This window comes from Bradyrhizobium sp. CCBAU 45321, from assembly GCF_028128975.1.
GTDB lineage: Bacteria > Pseudomonadota > Alphaproteobacteria > Rhizobiales > Xanthobacteraceae > Bradyrhizobium > Bradyrhizobium yuanmingense.
Map to the genome: position 1 here is coordinate 1 of NZ_LFKZ01000125.1, position 15,945 is coordinate 15,945.

15 protein-coding genes are annotated in these 15,945 nt (G+C 65.1%); 5 read left to right on the forward strand and 10 right to left on the reverse strand.

Features of this window, described 5'->3' with window-relative positions; genetic code table 11:
- Window positions 1–201: 201 nt before the first annotated feature.
- The 3 genes from ACM43_RS21705 to ACM43_RS21715 form a co-directional block, all read right to left on the reverse strand.
- Window positions 202–1,428, reverse strand: a complete 1,227-nt coding sequence (locus ACM43_RS21705; protein WP_271543080.1) for an ABC transporter substrate-binding protein — start codon at window positions 1,426–1,428, stop codon at window positions 202–204.
- A gap of 458 nt (window positions 1,429–1,886) precedes the next feature.
- Complete coding sequence (locus ACM43_RS21710) at window positions 1,887–2,813, reverse strand: alpha/beta hydrolase (protein ID WP_271542793.1); 927 nt, start codon at window positions 2,811–2,813, stop codon at window positions 1,887–1,889.
- Between the two features lie 222 nt (window positions 2,814–3,035).
- A complete protein-coding gene (locus ACM43_RS21715) occupies window positions 3,036–3,605 on the reverse strand; it encodes an alpha-ketoglutarate-dependent dioxygenase AlkB (protein ID WP_271542795.1) in 570 nt (189 codons plus the stop codon).
- Between the two features lie 79 nt (window positions 3,606–3,684).
- On the opposite strand from ACM43_RS21715, the gene ACM43_RS21720 reads away from it, so the two are divergent.
- On the forward strand, window positions 3,685–3,825 hold the full coding sequence (locus ACM43_RS21720; protein ID WP_167361649.1) for a hypothetical protein: 141 nt from the start codon (window positions 3,685–3,687) through the stop codon (window positions 3,823–3,825).
- Here the strand turns inward: ACM43_RS21720 and ACM43_RS21725 are convergent.
- Genes ACM43_RS21725 through ACM43_RS21735 form a run of 3 tightly spaced genes read right to left on the reverse strand, consistent with a single transcriptional unit; the run spans window position 3,822 to window position 7,631 of the window.
- Window positions 3,822–5,408, reverse strand: coding sequence for an ATP-binding protein (locus ACM43_RS21725; RefSeq protein ID WP_271542798.1), 1,587 nt, complete (start codon window positions 5,406–5,408; stop codon window positions 3,822–3,824). The genes ACM43_RS21720 and ACM43_RS21725 overlap by 4 nt on opposite strands.
- Window positions 5,405–6,109 (reverse strand): response regulator transcription factor, encoded by a 705-nt coding sequence (locus tag ACM43_RS21730; protein ID WP_109142397.1) that lies wholly within the window; start codon window positions 6,107–6,109, stop codon window positions 5,405–5,407. The genes ACM43_RS21725 and ACM43_RS21730 overlap by 4 nt, the downstream gene beginning before the upstream one ends.
- 19 nt (window positions 6,110–6,128) lie before the next feature.
- Window positions 6,129–7,631, reverse strand: a complete 1,503-nt coding sequence (locus tag ACM43_RS21735) for a DUF4153 domain-containing protein (RefSeq protein WP_271542801.1) — start codon at window positions 7,629–7,631, stop codon at window positions 6,129–6,131.
- Window positions 7,632–7,819: 188 nt separating this feature from the next.
- On the opposite strand from ACM43_RS21735, the gene ACM43_RS21740 reads away from it, so the two are divergent.
- Window positions 7,820–9,163 carry a glycoside hydrolase family 3 N-terminal domain-containing protein gene (locus tag ACM43_RS21740; protein ID WP_271542802.1) on the forward strand — a complete coding sequence of 448 codons (1,344 nt, stop codon included), beginning with the start codon at window positions 7,820–7,822 and terminating at the stop codon, window positions 9,161–9,163.
- Here ACM43_RS21740 and ACM43_RS21745 read toward each other — a convergent pair.
- The 4 genes from ACM43_RS21745 to ACM43_RS21760 form a co-directional block, all read right to left on the reverse strand.
- A complete protein-coding gene (locus ACM43_RS21745; protein ID WP_271542803.1) occupies window positions 9,160–10,782 on the reverse strand; it encodes an ABC transporter substrate-binding protein in 1,623 nt (540 codons plus the stop codon). The genes ACM43_RS21740 and ACM43_RS21745 overlap by 4 nt on opposite strands.
- A gap of 125 nt (window positions 10,783–10,907) precedes the next feature.
- On the reverse strand, window positions 10,908–12,179 hold the full coding sequence (locus ACM43_RS21750; RefSeq protein ID WP_157282801.1) for a DUF892 family protein: 1,272 nt from the start codon (window positions 12,177–12,179) through the stop codon (window positions 10,908–10,910).
- 118 nt (window positions 12,180–12,297) lie between these two features.
- On the reverse strand, window positions 12,298–13,752 hold the full coding sequence (gene hydA, locus ACM43_RS21755; protein ID WP_271542804.1) for a dihydropyrimidinase: 1,455 nt from the start codon (window positions 13,750–13,752) through the stop codon (window positions 12,298–12,300).
- Window positions 13,753–13,821: 69 nt separating this feature from the next.
- Window positions 13,822–14,451: a TetR/AcrR family transcriptional regulator gene (locus tag ACM43_RS21760; protein WP_271542805.1), complete on the reverse strand. Its 630-nt coding sequence runs from the start codon at window positions 14,449–14,451 to the stop codon at window positions 13,822–13,824.
- A 103-nt stretch (window positions 14,452–14,554) separates the two neighbouring features.
- Here ACM43_RS21760 and ACM43_RS21765 point away from each other — a divergent pair, with 103 nt between their 5' ends.
- The 3 genes from ACM43_RS21765 (at window position 14,555) to ACM43_RS21775 (ending at window position 15,904) form a co-directional block, all read left to right on the forward strand.
- Window positions 14,555–15,250 (forward strand): PspA/IM30 family protein, encoded by a 696-nt coding sequence (locus tag ACM43_RS21765; RefSeq protein WP_271542806.1) that lies wholly within the window; start codon window positions 14,555–14,557, stop codon window positions 15,248–15,250.
- Between the two features lie 52 nt (window positions 15,251–15,302).
- A complete protein-coding gene (locus ACM43_RS21770) occupies window positions 15,303–15,578 on the forward strand; it encodes a YiaA/YiaB family inner membrane protein (protein WP_035997898.1) in 276 nt (91 codons plus the stop codon).
- A gap of 119 nt (window positions 15,579–15,697) precedes the next feature.
- Window positions 15,698–15,904 (forward strand): hypothetical protein, encoded by a 207-nt coding sequence (locus ACM43_RS21775; protein WP_025033895.1) that lies wholly within the window; start codon window positions 15,698–15,700, stop codon window positions 15,902–15,904.
- The last annotated feature ends 41 nt before the right edge of the window (window positions 15,905–15,945 follow it).

A 15,945-nucleotide genomic window follows, 5' to 3' on the forward strand; every position in this document is an offset into this window, starting at 1 on the left:
GAACTCCTAGGCCACATGCGATAGCCCTGCCCTGGAGGGGGAGGGTCGATCGCGCGCAGCGCGAGCGGGGTGGGGTGATCTCTCCCCTCGGGCGGTGTCGGATGTGGCGAGACCGTCACCCCACCCCGCGACGCATTCCGCTTCGCTACATGCGTAGCGATCCTCCCCCTCCAGGGGCCTGGAGGGGGAGGGTAAGTCACCTCACCTTGCCGCCCCTTCCGTGAACGCCGTCTCGATCACGTCCCCGAACGGCTGCCACGACCGCCCGTCGAACTGCACCAGCCGCATCTGCCGGATCGGCAGGTAGCGGTTGGGCGAGGTGTTCATCCTGATGTTGGGCAATGCGACCGAAGGCTGATAGTCCCTGAGCGAAGCCGCCTGGCGCATGATGTTGTCGCGTGAAAAATCGTCGCCGCATTGCTTCAGCACCTGCGTCAGCGCCTCGGCCGCGGCGTAGCCATAAACGGCCGCACTGTTGTTGGTGCTTTCGACCCGATGGTATTTGTCCATGAAGGCGAACCAGTCCTTCATGCCGGGATCGTCCTTCCAGGCGGGATCGCTCGGATCCTTCAAAAAGGCCGCCGAAATCACGCCGGCCGAGTTTTCCAGCCCCGCGGGTGCCATCGCGTTGGCGATCGAGGCGGAGGCATCGTTGACGATGAAGACGGGACGCCAATTCAGGGACGCTGCCAGCTTGATCACCTTGGATGCGGTCGAGGGCACGCCGAGGAAGACGAAGATATCGGCGCCGGCGCGCTTGAGGATCGAGACGTGCCCGTCGAGATGCTCGTCGGCAAGGTCAAAGGCGATGTCGACCAGGACGTGACGGTTGAGATCACCGAGGCCCTCCTGGATGCCCTTGTAGAGCATGCGCCCGAACTGGTCGTTCTGCCAGAGCACGACGATCTTCTTCCTGGGGTAAGAGGCCTGGATGTAGTTGGCGTAGATGCGCCCTTCCGACCGGAACGACGGCTGCCAGCCCATGGTCCAGGGAAACGCGCTCGGCTGGCTCAGCTCCTCGTCGCCGGAGGCGACGAACAGTTGCGGGATTTTCTTCTCGTTCAGGTACGAGCGCGTGACGAGATTACCGGGCGTGCCGAACGAGCCGAACATCAGGTGCACGCCGTCCTTCTCGACCAGCTTGCGCGTCAGCTCCAGCGCGGTTGCCGGATCGGAATTGTCGTCGCGGGTGATGAAGCGGATCTTGCGGCCGTTGATGCCGCCGCGCGCGTTGACCATGTCGAAATAGGCCGCTTCCGCCTGGCCGATCGCGCCGAACTCCGACAGCGGCCCCGAATACGGCATGACATTGCCGATGCGGATTTCCTCATGGCTTGCGGGTTGATCCGCGTGCTGCTGCAGCGACATCGCGCCCAGCGATGCGACGGCAATCACGGAAACGAACAGCATCCTGCCGATGAAGCGCATGTTCGACGCCTTGTGGTTGGCCCCCAACGAGGTCGGCTCAATCCCCACCAAGGCCGATTGATCTAGGTCAAGCGTTTGGCAATCGTGTGGCTGTCGCGCTTCGATGCGACGCATGGGCCGGAAGCGAAATGGCAGGCGTGTTGACGCGCTGCTTTGATTTCTGATCGAGAGTGTGTGTCGTGTGGCAACCTGCTCTTACCCTCCCCTGGAGGGGTCCGGGACGAGCGTAGCTCGCCCGTGGTCGATCGCGCGTAGCGCGAGCGGGGTGGGGTGATCTCTCGACCCGGGCAGTGTGCGACGCTGATAGACCGTCACCCCACCCCGTCTCACATTGCGCTTCGCTTCCCCCTCCAGGGGAGGGTACCGACCGCCCACGACGCGAGAAGTGTGCTCCTGCGGCGGAGGGCGGGGGATTGGCCCAGCAAACGGTCAGAGTAGAAACCGCGCTACCGCAGCCCCTACGGCAATCCCCGCGCCTCCAACTGCCGCACCAGCAGCAGCGTCGGCTCCGCCAGGCTCTCGCCGGAGCCGTCGAGGCCGAAGGCGTTCGCGATGCCGTCGCGGCTGCGCAGCAGCGTGCTGCGCGGGCAATGGCCGGCGCCGCACAGGGTCTTCTTCAGCGTCTCGCCCTGCGCCACGAGGCCGGCGGCATCGTCCGCGGCCCAGGCCAGCACGATCGGCACGTCGACATTGAGGATGCCGGGGAATACCGAGCGTTTGTCATACTGGGCGGCATCACCGCCGAGATAGGCCTTCTCGCTGTCGCTTGCGTCCTTGCCGACGCGGTAGATCCCGGACACCAGCACCACGCCCGCGACGTCGGCACCGGCGGTCTGCAGCTCGGGATGTGCCAGCATGGTCGCGACGTGGAAGGCGCCGGCGCCGTAGCCGACCGCGACGATCTCGCGGGCATCGCCGTTGAAGAGGTCGATATTGCCATGAACCCAGGACAGCGCTGCGGCCACATCGGCCGCGCCGGCCGGCCAGGTCGCCGCGGGCGCCAGGCGATAATTGACGCGCACCCCGATCATGCCGTTGCGCGCAGCAAAGCACATCGCCTGGTCCTGGATCTGGCGGGACAGCTCCGGCGCTCCGCGGTCGCCGGTGAAGGTATCTCCCGTCACGAACAGCAGCACCGGCCGCGGCGTGTCGGCCTTGGTCGCGCTGGTCGCGACATCGAGCACGTTGGCCTCGCTCTCGCCATAGCGCAGGCCGCGCGAGAAGGTGACCTGCTCGCATAGCCGTGCGGTGCCGCCTGCGGTGGTGTCGGAATCGGTGAGGCCTGCTCGCACGAGATCGGAGGGCGGCAGCCGGCCCGGCACGGGTCCGTGCGCGGAGGCCGCGGTCATGGTCAGAAACAAGAAAAATGTCAGATAATTCTTCATGGGTGTGGCGGCCTTGCGGGGCTCATCTTGGCTCGCTGATCTGGCCAGAATTCGCCTCATTAGTCAGCCGGCCTTGAGGCGAATTCGCGGCACCTTGGCGGGCAGGTCGCGCCGCCGCCGTTTTATCCCGATCCGTCATGCGGTTGTCCAGCCCAGCCGAGGCTCGCGCCGGCAACGGCTCGCTACTGTGCATGCGGTTGTTTTCGCGGTTTTGACGATTCGTCAGGCCCGCTTCATCGTTCGGAAGGTGATGGAATAGCGCCGCGCCGCGACCGGGGGGATGCTGTGCTCCCACTGCGACCGGGCCTCGCCGTCCATCATGTAGAGCGAGCGCGGCAGGGCGGCGAGCGTATGGCGCTCCCACTTGGCGCCGTTGCGGCGGCGGAAGCGGAAGTTGCACGGCGAGCCCAGCGACAGGCCGAGAACCTTGTCGAAATGCGGCTTGTCGCGATGCCAGCCGATGCCGACGCCGACCTCGTATTCAGTGCACAGCACCTGCCGGACGCTGCCCTCCGGCAGCGCCGCCCAGGCCTCGGCCTGCCGCGCGACCGGCCGGACCCAGTCCGGGATCGGATCGGCCTCGGCTAGACGCTGCAGCGTGTAGTCGTAGCGATAGCCGAACGACGCCACCCGGCGGTTGCCCTCGAACGCGCCGAACTGAAAGCGCTGGAGCGGCAATGCTGCGATGCGGCCGATCAGATCCTGCTCGGCGGCGTGATCGATAAAGTCCTCCGTGGTGCGAAGGCCGGCCGGGCCTTCCTGCGGGTCGGCGAACAAACCTAGCTGCGTCATGCCTCGCATTTCCGTGATGGAACCTCTTTGCGGCTGATGCGACTTATCTATGACGCGGGAAGAAACGTGCGAGGCTGTCATGGCAGAGAAGCATACCGCCGATCCGGTTGAGATCATGCGGGCGACCGGTCATCCTGAGTTGGAATACGCCGCCGGTTGGACCATCGCCGGTCTCGCCACCATCGGCACCATCGTCGCCGTCTGGGTCTTTGCGATCTAGGCAATCGGAAACTGGAGCTCGAAGGCTGCGCCCTCGTCGGTCGGCTTAAGCCTGATCGAGCCGCCATGGCTCGCCATCACCGCGCGCGCGATCGCCAGCCCCATCCCGGTGCCGCCCTGGTCGCGGCGGGTGGTGAAGAACGCATCGAAGATCCTGTCGCGGTTCGGCGCCGAGATCGGCTCGCCGTCATTGCTGACCGTCACAAGCACGGTCGTCCGTGCGTCGACCGCCTCCAGCCTGATCGTCCCGGCCTTGTGCCGCACCGCATTGTCGGCGATGTGCGACAGCACGATCAGCGCCTTCTCCAAGGACATTCCGATCGCCTGGTCGAGGCTGCCGCTGGCCTCGATCGAGCTTGCCGGAAACCGGCTCCTGAGATCGGCGATCACGGGCGCCAGCTCGGTGCGCTCGTTCTGCGGCAGGCTCTCGGCGCGGGCGAGTTCCCGCAGCCGCTGCGCCATCGCCTCCAGCCGCTGGGTATCAGACAGGATGTTGGCGATGAAGGTGTTCTGCTCGGCCGGCGTCAGGCCCTCGGCCTTGCCTTGCACCGAATCCTGCAACAGCTCGGCTGCGCCCTTGATCGAGGTCAGCGGCGATTTCAGCTCGTGGGTCAGATGGGCCGAGAAGGTTGCGATATAGTCGGAGCGCCGCGCCAGCTGCTCGGCCATGCCGAGAAAGCTGTGCGAGAGCTGGGCGAACTCGCGCGTGCCGTAATGCTTCAGCGGCTGGAACGCCTCCCGGTCGCCGCGGCCGATTCGGGCGGCGCGGTCGATCAGCTCGCGCATCGGCAGCGTGATGGTGCGCGAGAACACGAGGCCGATCGCGATGGTGCCGAGGATCACGGCAAGTCCCGCCAGCACGAACTTGGCGCGTTCCTGATAGAGATGGTCGAAAATGTTGTTCGGCGTCCGCGTCGTGTAGATCACCCCGGCGACGTGGTTGTTGACGATGACGGGCATCGCCGAGAACACGTGCACGCCGAGGCCGCGGCTGAAGGAATAGATCGGCGGCGGCGGCTTGTCCGGCACGCGGTTGCGTAACGTCGCGCGGTATTGCCCTTGCAGAGCGTCCGCGACTTCCTCGATATGGGCGAGCGACTGCCCGACCTCCTGCCGCGCGGCAATCACCACGCCTTGCGGATCGAGGATGCGAAAGCCGGCCAATGTCACCTTCTGGGTCTCGCGGATGATCGGCGTCAGCCTGGCCCCGATCTCGACATAGGCTGCTTGCGCCTGCCTGGGCGCGGGCAATGCGTCGGGCCGCCGCCGCAACAGGTCGTTCGCGGTGAGGTCGAGCGCGGGGCGGATCGGTGTTACCTGGTCGCCGGGATCGGGCAGCACGCCCGGCGGCACCTCGGCGCCGAGCACGAGGCCGCTGTCGAGCCGGGCCGCGACCTCCTGCGCATAGATCGTCGCCAGCACGCGGCTCTGTGCGATCAGCTCGGCCTGGGTCTGGCGGATCAGCTGGTTGTCGTAGAGACGGAAGAAGAACAGGCCGACCAGCGGCAATATGCCGACCGTCGCCAGCACCGTGAAGATCACGAGGGTGAGCGACGGCCGCCATTTGTCGGGCGCAGCGCTCATGCCTCTTTCTCGCAGCGGCCGAGCTTGAAGCCGACGCCGTGGATGGTCTCGATCACGTTGTCGCAAGCAAGCGCCGCGAGCTTGGCGCGGATGTTGCGGATATGGCTGTCGATGGTGCGGTCGGAGACCTGGATGTTGAGCTGGTAGGCCGCGCGCATCAGCTGCTCGCGGTTGAACACCGATGTCGGCCGTGACAGGAACGCGCGCAGGATGCCGAACTCGATCGCGGTCAGCTTCAGCGGCGTGCCGGCAAAGGACGCGACATGCTGTTCGGGATCGATCAGCAGCCCGCCTTGCGTCAGCGCGGTGGGCCCGGCCTTGGCCTCGCCGTTGCGCGGGCTGAGGCGGCGCAGGATGACATTGACCCGCGCCACCAGCTCGCGCGGGCTGAACGGCTTCGTGACGTAGTCGTCGCCGCCGATCTCAAGGCCCAGGATACGGTCGATCTCCTCGTCGCGCGCCGACAGGAACAGGATCGGCACGTCGGAGCCTTTGCGAATCTCGCGGCAGACGTCGAGGCCGTCGAACTCGGGCATGCCGATGTCCAGCACGATGAGATCGGGCCTGTCGGCGGCAAAGCGGAGAAGCGCCTCCTTGCCGTCGCGGGCCTCGATCACGTCCATGCCGGCCTTCTTCAGGGCGACGCGGATGACCTCGCGGATGTGGCCTTCGTCGTCGACGATGAGAATGCGATGCGCCAAGTAACTCTCCGTGTCCTCGTCAACTCGCCGGCTGGCTGCCGGCCTGAGCTTTCGCCTCGGCGTCCAGCCTGCGCTGGAGTCGCCAGTTGCGAAAGCCCCAGCTTCGCCAGGCCAGGTCCTGACGCTGCTGTTCTACAAGGCGGTCGCGGCGTGACACAAGGCAGCCCTCTTTGACCGCGGGCCGTAGCGCGATCGCCTTGTCGATGGCTGGCACCGCCTGCGGCCCGAGCGTCAGGAGATAATCGATGTCGACCTGCACGCCTTTTCCCGAAACTTCCCGGCTGTGGACGACATTGTAGTCGGCGATGAAGGCGTCGAAGTTCACGAGCGAGCAGCCATAGAGCACGATCGCCAATGCGGCGAGATTGGCGCCGATCAGCCATTGATTGGACCTGTCGAGCACGATGCGCGCGACGATCAGGATCAGGCCGAGCGCTACCAGTCCCATCCAGACGAACGCTGCAATCCGCCAATAGGTCAGCATGTAGATGTCGACATAGAGATCGAGCCGGCGGATGGAGGAGACGACCAGCAGCACGTTCTGTCCGACCCAGAGATAGACCAGCGGCCGGATCACCTTCGATTTCTCGGCCGGCCCGCCCGGACGCATCGCCACCAGCACGAAGGCAGCGGCGAGGAGGGCGGTCGCGATCAGCGGATAGGCGCCGCGATGGGAGTAGGTCGCATAAGTCATGTTGTCGGGCAGCGCCACGTGGCCCCAGAGATAAATGCCGTCGAGAATGGACTGCGCCGCGAACAGCAAGTTGAACAGGATCAGCGAGCGCAGGATGGTGGAGGGGCCGAGAAATTCCGCCGAGACCATGGGCGGCAGCGGCGGTGGCACGGGGCCCTCGGCCACGGTGGCGATGTCTATCGTCTTGCGCCGCCAGCTCACATGGATGAACGGCCAGATCAGAGCCAGCATCAAGGTCCAGAACAGAACGCGCCACATGTTGACATGGTCCAACATGACCTTGGGATTGAGCAGCGACACCCATTGCTCGATCACCGGATTGGCGGCGGCGAACAATGCGATGAAGACGGTGCCGAGCGCCGCAGGCATCAGCCAGAGCGCGATGCCGCGGGTGAACGCCGACATGTTGAAGGCCTGGGGCGCATCGAGGAAGAACCTGAAGGGACCGAGCAGGAGGAAATTGCGCAGCGCGCGGGCGCGGTCGGTGAGCCCGGTCGTATCGGGATTGGTCGCAAGCAACAGCGCAATCGTCAGCGACGCGACGAGGATCAGGAAGGACAGCGTGTTGAGCTCTTCCATGGCCGGCACAAGGCCGAGCACAAGGATCGCGCCGCTGATCATCGCCCGCCGCCAGTCCAGGGTCGCGTGATTGAACAGCACCGACACGCAGGCGGTCGCGACCGCAAACAGCGTCAGCGACAGCCCGATCCGCTGACCATAGAACAGCCAGTCGGCGAGCCCAGCCAGCAGCAGCGCCACTGCGAGCTTGGCCGACAGCGCAGAAGGCCTGATCGGTTGGATGTCCGTCGTCGAAGCCAGGCTCGTCATGTCCAGAGAGTCTCCGTGAATGGTGGCATCACGAATTCTGAACGGCATTCGTGCAGACGGCGGGATCATCGTCTGCACGGCTTCAGGAGTTTTTTGCAGTTTTCGTGCAGGCGCGCTTTTGCCTCTCGCGCAGCGTGATTCGCTTTGCTAGGTGCGAAACATTCATCGCCCATCGCACCTGGTGCATCATGCAATTGCTCAACCGCATCGGTCTCGTCCTGCTCTGGCTCGCCGCGCCGCTCGCTGCATTTGTCGCCGCGAACAAGAACGATCCCTATCTGCTCGTGCTGCGTGGCGCCGGGAACATCTCCCTTGTCGTCGCAAGCATCGCAATCGTCGCTCTTTTGCTGTGGGGAGGTCGCTGGCGCACCATCGCCGGCAAGGCGCTCGTCGTGCTCTGGTGCCTGCCGCCGCTCTTGATGTCGGCTGCGCATCTGAAGTTCGAGCTGCGCAAGCACGACGTTCTCAACGCCAGCGCCGCCGAGGCGCGGCAGCTCGGGCCGCACTTCATGGTCGGCTATTCCTCCTTTCCCGAGGTCGCGCGTCTTGCCGAGAAGGGGCTGATCGGCGGCGTCTATGTCACCCGGCACAATATACGCGGCCGCGCCATCGAGACGTTGCGGGCGGAGATCGCGGCGCTGCAGGCTCTCAGGCGCGCGGCCGGCCTGCCGCCACTGATCGTCGCCGCCGATCAGGAAGGCGGCATCGTCGGGCATCTTGCGCCGCCGCTGACGAAGGTGCCGGCGCTGGCAACGCTGACGGGGCTGGCTTCCGATGAGCAGCAGGCCAAGGCCGAGGAGTTCGGCCGCATCCACGGCCGCGAGCTCGCCCACGTCGGCGTCAACCTCAATCTCGCCCCGGTGCTCGACCTCAAGCCGCCGGCGCGGCGCAACCGTCTCGATTTCCACACGCTGATCGGCAAGCGCGCGATAGCGAGCGATCCCGCCGTCGTCAGCACCATCGCGAGCGCGTATGTGCGCGGGCTGGAAGAGACGGGCGTCGGCGCCACGCTCAAGCATTTTCCCGGCATTGGCCGCGTGCGCGCCGACACGCATCATTTCAGCGCCAATCTCGACACGCCGGTGAAGGACCTGGAGGCAACCGACTGGCTCCCGTTCCGCGAGGTGCTGTCGCGTTCGCGCAGCGCCCTCATGGTCGGCCACGTCACGCTCACAGCCGTCGATCCCGATCGCGCCGCCTCGCATTCGAAGCGCGTCGTCGAGGGGATCATTCGTGGGACGTGGGGTTACCAGGGCGTGGTGATGACCGACGACCTCATCATGGGCGCGATCTACCAGAACGACGTCTGCAAGGCCGCGGTCGAGGCGATCAATGCCGGCGTCGATCTGCTGCTGGTCGCCTATGACGGCGCGCAGTTCTACCGTGTCTTTGCCTGCGCCCTGGAAGGATCGCGACAGGGTAGGCTCGACGCGGCGATGCTGCATGCGAGCGCCGCGCGCCTGGAGCGCGGCTTTTCGACCATGCAGGCACGAGCTGCCTCACGCGCCATCAGCGTCGCCCGGCAGAACTAGCCCTTCGCAAACTGGCGGTAGTCCGGTTCACGGTGAAACCAGAATTCGTAGCCGGAGACGCTCTTTTGCATGGCAACGTCGTGGATCGGCTGGTTGAGCGGAACCACGGGGACGTCGCGCATACAGAGCGCGATGAAATCCTTCACGGTCTTGTCGTACTCGGCGGCATCGGTGGTGAAGCGCGCTTTGTCGATCAGGACGTCCATCTCCTTGTTCTTGTACGAGGAGATGTTGAAGATCGAGTTGTTGCCGTGGAAATTCCAGTAGAAGTAATATTCGGGATAATCGAGCCAGCCGCTGAAGCGGTTGAGCGCGAGCGGCAGCTCTTTCTTGTTCAGCGTCGTACGCCAGTTCGCGCCGGGAATCTTTTCGATTCCCGCCTTGATGCCGATCTTGGCGAGATTCTCCTGGATCAGGATCGTGGTCGGCTCGCCGACGGTGGCGGTGCCGGTGTCGAGCGACAGCGTCGTCTCCAGGCCGGATTCGAAGCCCGCTTCCTTCAGCAGAGCCTTGGCCTTGTCGAGATCGGTGACGTAAGGAAACGGCTGCGGCCAGACCGGCTTTGAGACTTCGGCGGCGCCGCCATACATGGGAACCGCGCGCCCGAAGAAGGCGCTGGTCTGGATCTGCTCGTAGGGCATGGCCCAGGCGATGGCCTGGCGCAGCTTGACATTGTCGAACGGCGGCTTCGCGGTGTTCAGCGCGACGTACCACAGCGCGTTCGGGATCGGCACGCCCGAGACCTTGACCTTGCCCTCCTTGATGATCTGCTCGAAATCGCGCGGGGCAAAGCCGCTGGAAATATCTGCGTCGCCCCGCTCCAGCATGGCCCGGCGCGTGCCGGCGGAGGGAACGTCGCGGGCGATCACGCGCTTCACTTTCGGCAGCGGCCCGCTCTTCCAGTCGTCGAAGCGCGTCAGCACGGTCTCGCTGCCCGGCTTCCAGCTCTCGATCTTGTAGGCGCCGCCGCCGGCCTCGTTGTTCTTCAGCCAGGCCAGCGCCCACGGGTCTTCCGGCGTCGCGTTCTTCCTGGCGAGCTCGGAATTGATGATGAAGGGCACGACGACGGCGACGTTGAACAGCAGCATCTTGTCCTTGCGGACATAGTCGATACGGAAAGTGTGGTCGTCGACCACCACGAACTGCTCCGGCTTCTCCAGCGATCCCGCCGACATCTGGAAGGTCGGAAACCCGCCGACCTTCACGGCGCGGTCAAACGACCATTTGACGTCCTTGGCGGTCACAGGCGTGCCGTCGTGGAATTTGGCGTCCCTGCGAAGCTTGAAGGTGCAGGACATGCCGTCGGCGGCGACCTCCCAGCTCTCGGCGAGCTCGGGCGCGAGCTTCTCGCGGTCATACGACAACGTGCCGTCCGGCAGTGTCTTGGAGGCGTAGGTGAGCAGGCGGTCGTAACAGTTCCAGGACAGGCCATTCACGGTCTGGTTGGAGCCGACGCCCTGCATGTCCAGCGAGTTCGGCCCGAGCTCCTGCACCACCAGCAACGTCTCGCTGCGGCCCTGCGCCCGGGCGAGACGTGGAGCAAAGGCTGCCATACCGGCGACACCGAGGCCGCCGAGCACGACGCTGCGGCGGTTCAAATCGAGGGGTGAAATGCTCAAGGGTGCCTCCCGTTCCGGAATTGTCCGGCATCGAGAGGCAAGCTGTATGCCACAGCCAGGAAGCACCAAGCCGCCCCGCGAACGCGAGGCGGCGTGGGTTGATAGGTGTTGCGCGTCGGCGCGGACTACTCGGCCTGCTCCAGCGCGGCGGGCATCTTCGCCACCGACATCAGCGATCGCGCGACCTGGTTGAGCAGGAGGTCGGCATTCTCTTCCTCGGCGAGAGATTTGGAGAGCAGGGCGACGATCGCGCTGTGGCGCAGCTGCTGCGCGAGGTTGCGCGCGGTGGTGTAGCCGGCCATCTCGTAATGCTCGACACGTTGCGCCGCAGAGATCAGCGCGAGGTCGGCGGCTGCATCCTCCTTCTCTTGGCTTTCCTTCATGACCTCCTGGCCTTCCTCGATCAGGCCCATCATGCCCTTGCAAGGCTTGGCGCGCGCGTTCTCGCCGAGCAGCTCGAAGCACTCGTTGATGCGCTCGACCTGGTTTTCGGTCTCGGCCAGATGCTGCTCGAACAGTTCCCGCAACTGGTCGAAGCGGGCGGACTGCGCCATCTTCGGGAGCGCCTTCGTCAGCTGCTTCTCGGCATGGAGGATGTCACGCAGCTCATGGAGCAGCAGATCGGTCAGGCCGGCCTCGTCGACAGGCGGTGAGCTCTCCGCGACGATCGGGGTGGCCGCGCCGGGATCGGCGGATTGCAGCGCAGGCGATTCCGTGAACACCCAGTCCTCGCCCTCGTTCCAGGGGCCGCGGGTATCGATTTCGCCGTGGTCGCCGCTGCCGGTGGAATCGTTGAAGTACTGGTTCACGAGGCCGGGCGTCGGCGCGATCCGGCCGATGCTGAAGGCCGGCTTCGACAGGCTCTCGAGTGCGCGCGCGAACGCCTTCATATGCGTGATCTCGCGCGTCATCAGGAATTGCAGCGCGTCCTTGCTGCCGGCATCGTCGCAAAAATTGATCAGGCGCTCGTAGACGATCTTGGCACGCGCTTCGGCGGCGATGTTGCTGCGGAGATCGACGTCGAGCTCGCCCGTGATCTTGAGATAGTCCGCGGTCCAGGGATTGCCTTGCGAGTTGAACAGATTGACGCCGCCTCCGCCGGCAATCGCGATCAGAGGATCGGCCTCTGCCGCCTGGCGGTCGTTCCGCGAGGGCGCAAGATGCATCCGGGCGAGGCAACCGACGACCTCGAGATGGCTGAGCTCTTCGGTGCCGATATCCATCAAGAGGTCCTTGCGGTCGGGATCCTCGCAATTCAGTCCCTGAATCGAATATTGCATCGCAGCCGCAAGTTCGCCGTTGGCGCCGCCGAACTGCTCGAGGAGCATATTGCCGAAGCGCGGATCGGGCTCGTCGACGCGCACGGTGAACATCAGCTTCTTGACGTGGTGATACATGGGAGACTCGCGTGCTGGAGAGAAACTACGCGACAACGAGGCCTCCAGCCGTTCGTTCCTAAGTCTCTCCGAGATCGAGGCTGTCGTTGCCCGGATGTCTGCCAGGGAGCGCGATGGCTTACGGCGTCACCGCACCGCGTGCGACGGCGCGCGGAGCCGTCAGTTCCTTCCAGGCCGAGTTTGCCACATGCACCGGCGAGAATGCGGGACGTTCGACGTATCGCCCATCGCCGGCCTCGGCGCGCAGATCGCCATCCTTCCAGACGATACGGCCGCGCGATAGCGTCGCGGCCGCACCGCCGGTGCAGGCAAAACCCTCGAACACGTTGTAATCGATCCGGCTCATCTGCCGCTTGGCACTGATGGTCTTGCTCGCCTTGGGATCCCACACCACGATATCGGCATCCGAACCCACGGCGATCGCGCCCTTGCGCGGATAGATGTTGAGGATGCGGGCGATGTTCGCCGAGGTCACCGCGACGAATTCCTCTTTGGTCAGCCGCCCCGTGGCGACGCCCGCGGTCCAGAGCAGCGCCAGGCGATCTTCGAGGCCGCCGGTGCCGTTCGGGATCTTCCTGAAATCGCCGCGCCCGAACCGCTTCTGCTCGGTGGTGAAGGCGCAATGATCGGTCGCAACCACCTGGAGCGAGCCGGCTTGCAGGCCGGCCCAGAGGCTGTCCTGATGCTGTTTGTCGCGGAACGGCGGCGACATCACGCGCTGTGCGGCATGATCCCAGTCCTTGTTCTGATATTCACGCTCGTCCAGCAGCAGATGCTGGATCAGGGGCTCGCCATAGACGCGCTTGCCGGCGGCGCGTGCCCGCGCGATGGCCTCATGCGCCTCGCGGCTGCTGGTATGCACGATATAGACCGGCGTGCCGGTCATGTCGGCGATCATGATGGCGCGGTTGGTGGCTTCGCCCTCGACCTCCGGCGGCCGCGAATAGGCGTGCCCTTCCGGCCCCGTGACGCCGCGCGCGATCAGGGCGTCCTGCATCAGGGCGACGACGTCGCCGTTCTCCGCATGGACAACCGGTATGGCGCCGAGATGGGCGCAACGCGCGAACGAGTTGTAGAGCTCGTCGTCGTTCACCATCAGCGCGCCCTTGTAGGCCATGAAATGCTTGAAGGTGTTGATGCCGTAGGTTTTGACCACAATCTCCATCTCGTCATGGATTTGCTTCGACCATGACGTCACCGCCATGTGGAAGCCGTAATCGCCGGCCGCTTTCTCGGATTTGTGCCGCCACTCCTGATACGCTGCCAGCATGGATTGGCCGGGATCGGGCAGGCAGAAATCCACCACCATGGTGGTGCCGCCGCTCAGCGCCGCCTTGGTTCCGGATTCGAAATCGTCGGCGGTGACGGTGCCCATGAACGGCATTTCGAGATGGGTGTGCGGATCGATCCCGCCCGGGATGACATAGGCGCCCCCTGCATCGATGACCTCGCTACCCGTCGGCGCATCGAGCGCTGCGCCGATCGCGACGATGGTCTCGCCGTCGATCAGCACGTCCGCGCGGCGCGAATGATCGTGATTGACGACGGTGCCGCCGCGGATGAGGAGGGGCATGAGGTGCTCCGAGAGGTGAGGGACGGCTCGAAGGCTAAGCGCGCGACTGGCGATGCGACAGGTGAAATTTTAGTCAGCCGCCGCCGCTCCTTTCACGTCGTGCGCGATCAGCCCGTCGATCATCGCACGCACGAGGCCCGTGATCTCCTTGCGCAGCGCCGGCAGCGGCACGGCCACCAGCTTCTGCTCCAGCCCGAGCGCCACCATGCCATGCACGGCCGAGAACAGGCTGCGTGCGGTGATGCCGAGTTCCTCCGGGCTGCGCCCAGGAAACAGCGCGGCCAGCGGCTGGTAGATATGACGGAACAGCTGCATCTGGTCGTGCACGGACCAGTCCGGCACCAGCTTGCCCGTCTCCATCCGGTGCTCGAACAGCGCGCGCCAGAGCTGGAGGTTTTCGGCGGCGAAATCGCAATAGGCGAGGGCGATGCGGACCAGGGATTCCCGTGGCGATGGCTCGCCGGCATTTGTTGCGAGAGTCAGCGCCTCGTCGAGCCGGAGCAGCGTGCGCGAGCCGACCCGCAGGATCAGTTCGTCGACATCAGCGACGAGATTATAGACCGCGCCATTGGCACAGCCGATCTCGCGGGCCAAATCGCGCGTCTTCAGACCTGCCAACCCCCGCTCGGCGATCATCTGTTCTGCCGCCTGGATCAGGGCGTCGCGCAATTTCTCTCGCCGTTCCAAGGCCTTAGTCATTCTTAATCAAGTTTGTGAGCGCCGCTCAAAATAATATTGAACGATGTTCACGTTTCCTGCTACAAAGCTTTTGTGAGCAACGCTCATAGACAGGGAGCAACCAATGTTCAAGACCGTCGTGACCCTCTTCCGCGGCAGCGTCGCCGCTGCGGGCGAGGAACTGGAAGACCGCACCGCCCTTCTGATCCTGGACCAGCAGATGCGCGATGCGGCCGCAGCCGTCGAGCGCAGCAAGCGCACGCTGGCGCTGGCGATCGCGCAGGACCAGCAGGAAGGCCGCAAGCTCGAGGCCACGAATGCGCGCATCGCCGATCTTGAAACCCGTGCCGTTGCGGCGCTGGATGGCGGCCGCGAGGACCTCGCCAAGGAGGCCGCCGAAGCCATTGCGGCGCTGGAGGCCGATCGCGATGCGGCCATGACGGCGCGCGCGCTGTTCGCGACCGAGATCGCGCGGCTGAAGCGCCACGTCGCCAACGCGCAGGCCCGCATCACCGAGCTCGATCGCGGCCGCCGCATCGCCCGCGCCTCGGAAGCGGTGCGCTCGCTTCGCCGCAGCGGCATCGAGGCCGCGCGCCCCTATGAATCGAAATTGCCGGAGGCGGAGGGGACCTTGAAGCGTCTGCGCGAGCGGCAGATGGAGGCGCAAGCGGCCGACGATGCCCTGGTCGAGCTCGACGCGGCCACCGGTCCGCTCGCCACCGCCGAACGACTCGCCGAGCAGGGCTTCGGCCCGCGGCTCAAGACGACCGCAGACGACGTGCTGGCGCGGTTGAAGTCCAGGCGCATGCCGGCGGCCTGATCTCAAGTTCGAACCCGAACACCATCATCATTCCAATCGACAGGAGACTATCATGAACCAGAACGGCCAGCCCCACAGCGGTGCCTGGGTGAGCTTCACCTACGCGTCCTTCGCAGCGTCCGCCTTCCTCGTTGCCATCGGCATCTTCTTCCTGCCGATCGACCTCTGGATGAAGGGTTATCTCACCATGGGGATCGTGATGATGATCCAGACCTGCGTCACCCTGACCAAGACCGTGCGCGACAATCATGAGAGCAGCCGCCTCGTGAACCGCATCGAGGATGCCAAGGCCGAGCGGCTGCTGATGGAGGTCTCCAAGGCGGCGTAAGGCGAACGGTCGCAGCGCGCCCTCTGGGGCGACAGGGGCGCGCGCGGCAGGCAGGGTGCATTGTGCTTCGCGTGCAGGTGCGATATGGCTCTCGCGCTTTCCAGAGGCGGAGACTAGCTTTGTCGAAACAATCCCTGCGCGAGGAGGCCGAGCGCCTGATCCGCGAATCGATGGAAAAGAAGACCATCGTGGTCAAGCAGGGCACGACCCGCATCGAGGCCGTCTGCGGCAAGTGCGGAGCGCCGAACCGGGTGCAGGCGGAGAAGGGCCAGACCCGCGTCAAGTTCGCCTGCAAGAACTGCGGGCATAAGCAAGAGACGTTGTAGGCGTCTTCACCTCATCCGGGTCGCCCCCGGCGATGCGCAGC

Coding starts and splice junctions, on each gene's coding strand:
- ACM43_RS21705 (WP_271543080.1), bottom strand. CDS start 1,428: ATGCGCTTCATCGGCAGGATGCTGTTCGTTTCCGTGATTGCCGTCGCA.
- ACM43_RS21710 (WP_271542793.1), bottom strand. CDS start 2,813: ATGAAGAATTATCTGACATTTTTCTTGTTTCTGACCATGACCGCGGCC.
- ACM43_RS21715 (WP_271542795.1), bottom strand. CDS start 3,605: ATGACGCAGCTAGGTTTGTTCGCCGACCCGCAGGAAGGCCCGGCCGGC.
- ACM43_RS21720 (WP_167361649.1), top strand. CDS start 3,685: ATGGCAGAGAAGCATACCGCCGATCCGGTTGAGATCATGCGGGCGACC.
- ACM43_RS21725 (WP_271542798.1), bottom strand. CDS start 5,408: ATGAGCGCTGCGCCCGACAAATGGCGGCCGTCGCTCACCCTCGTGATC.
- ACM43_RS21735 (WP_271542801.1), bottom strand. CDS start 7,631: ATGACGAGCCTGGCTTCGACGACGGACATCCAACCGATCAGGCCTTCT.
- ACM43_RS21740 (WP_271542802.1), top strand. CDS start 7,820: ATGCAATTGCTCAACCGCATCGGTCTCGTCCTGCTCTGGCTCGCCGCG.
- ACM43_RS21750 (WP_157282801.1), bottom strand. CDS start 12,179: ATGTATCACCACGTCAAGAAGCTGATGTTCACCGTGCGCGTCGACGAG.
- hydA (WP_271542804.1), bottom strand. CDS start 13,752: ATGCCCCTCCTCATCCGCGGCGGCACCGTCGTCAATCACGATCATTCG.
- ACM43_RS21760 (WP_271542805.1), bottom strand. CDS start 14,451: ATGACTAAGGCCTTGGAACGGCGAGAGAAATTGCGCGACGCCCTGATC.
- ACM43_RS21765 (WP_271542806.1), top strand. CDS start 14,555: ATGTTCAAGACCGTCGTGACCCTCTTCCGCGGCAGCGTCGCCGCTGCG.
- ACM43_RS21770 (WP_035997898.1), top strand. CDS start 15,303: ATGAACCAGAACGGCCAGCCCCACAGCGGTGCCTGGGTGAGCTTCACC.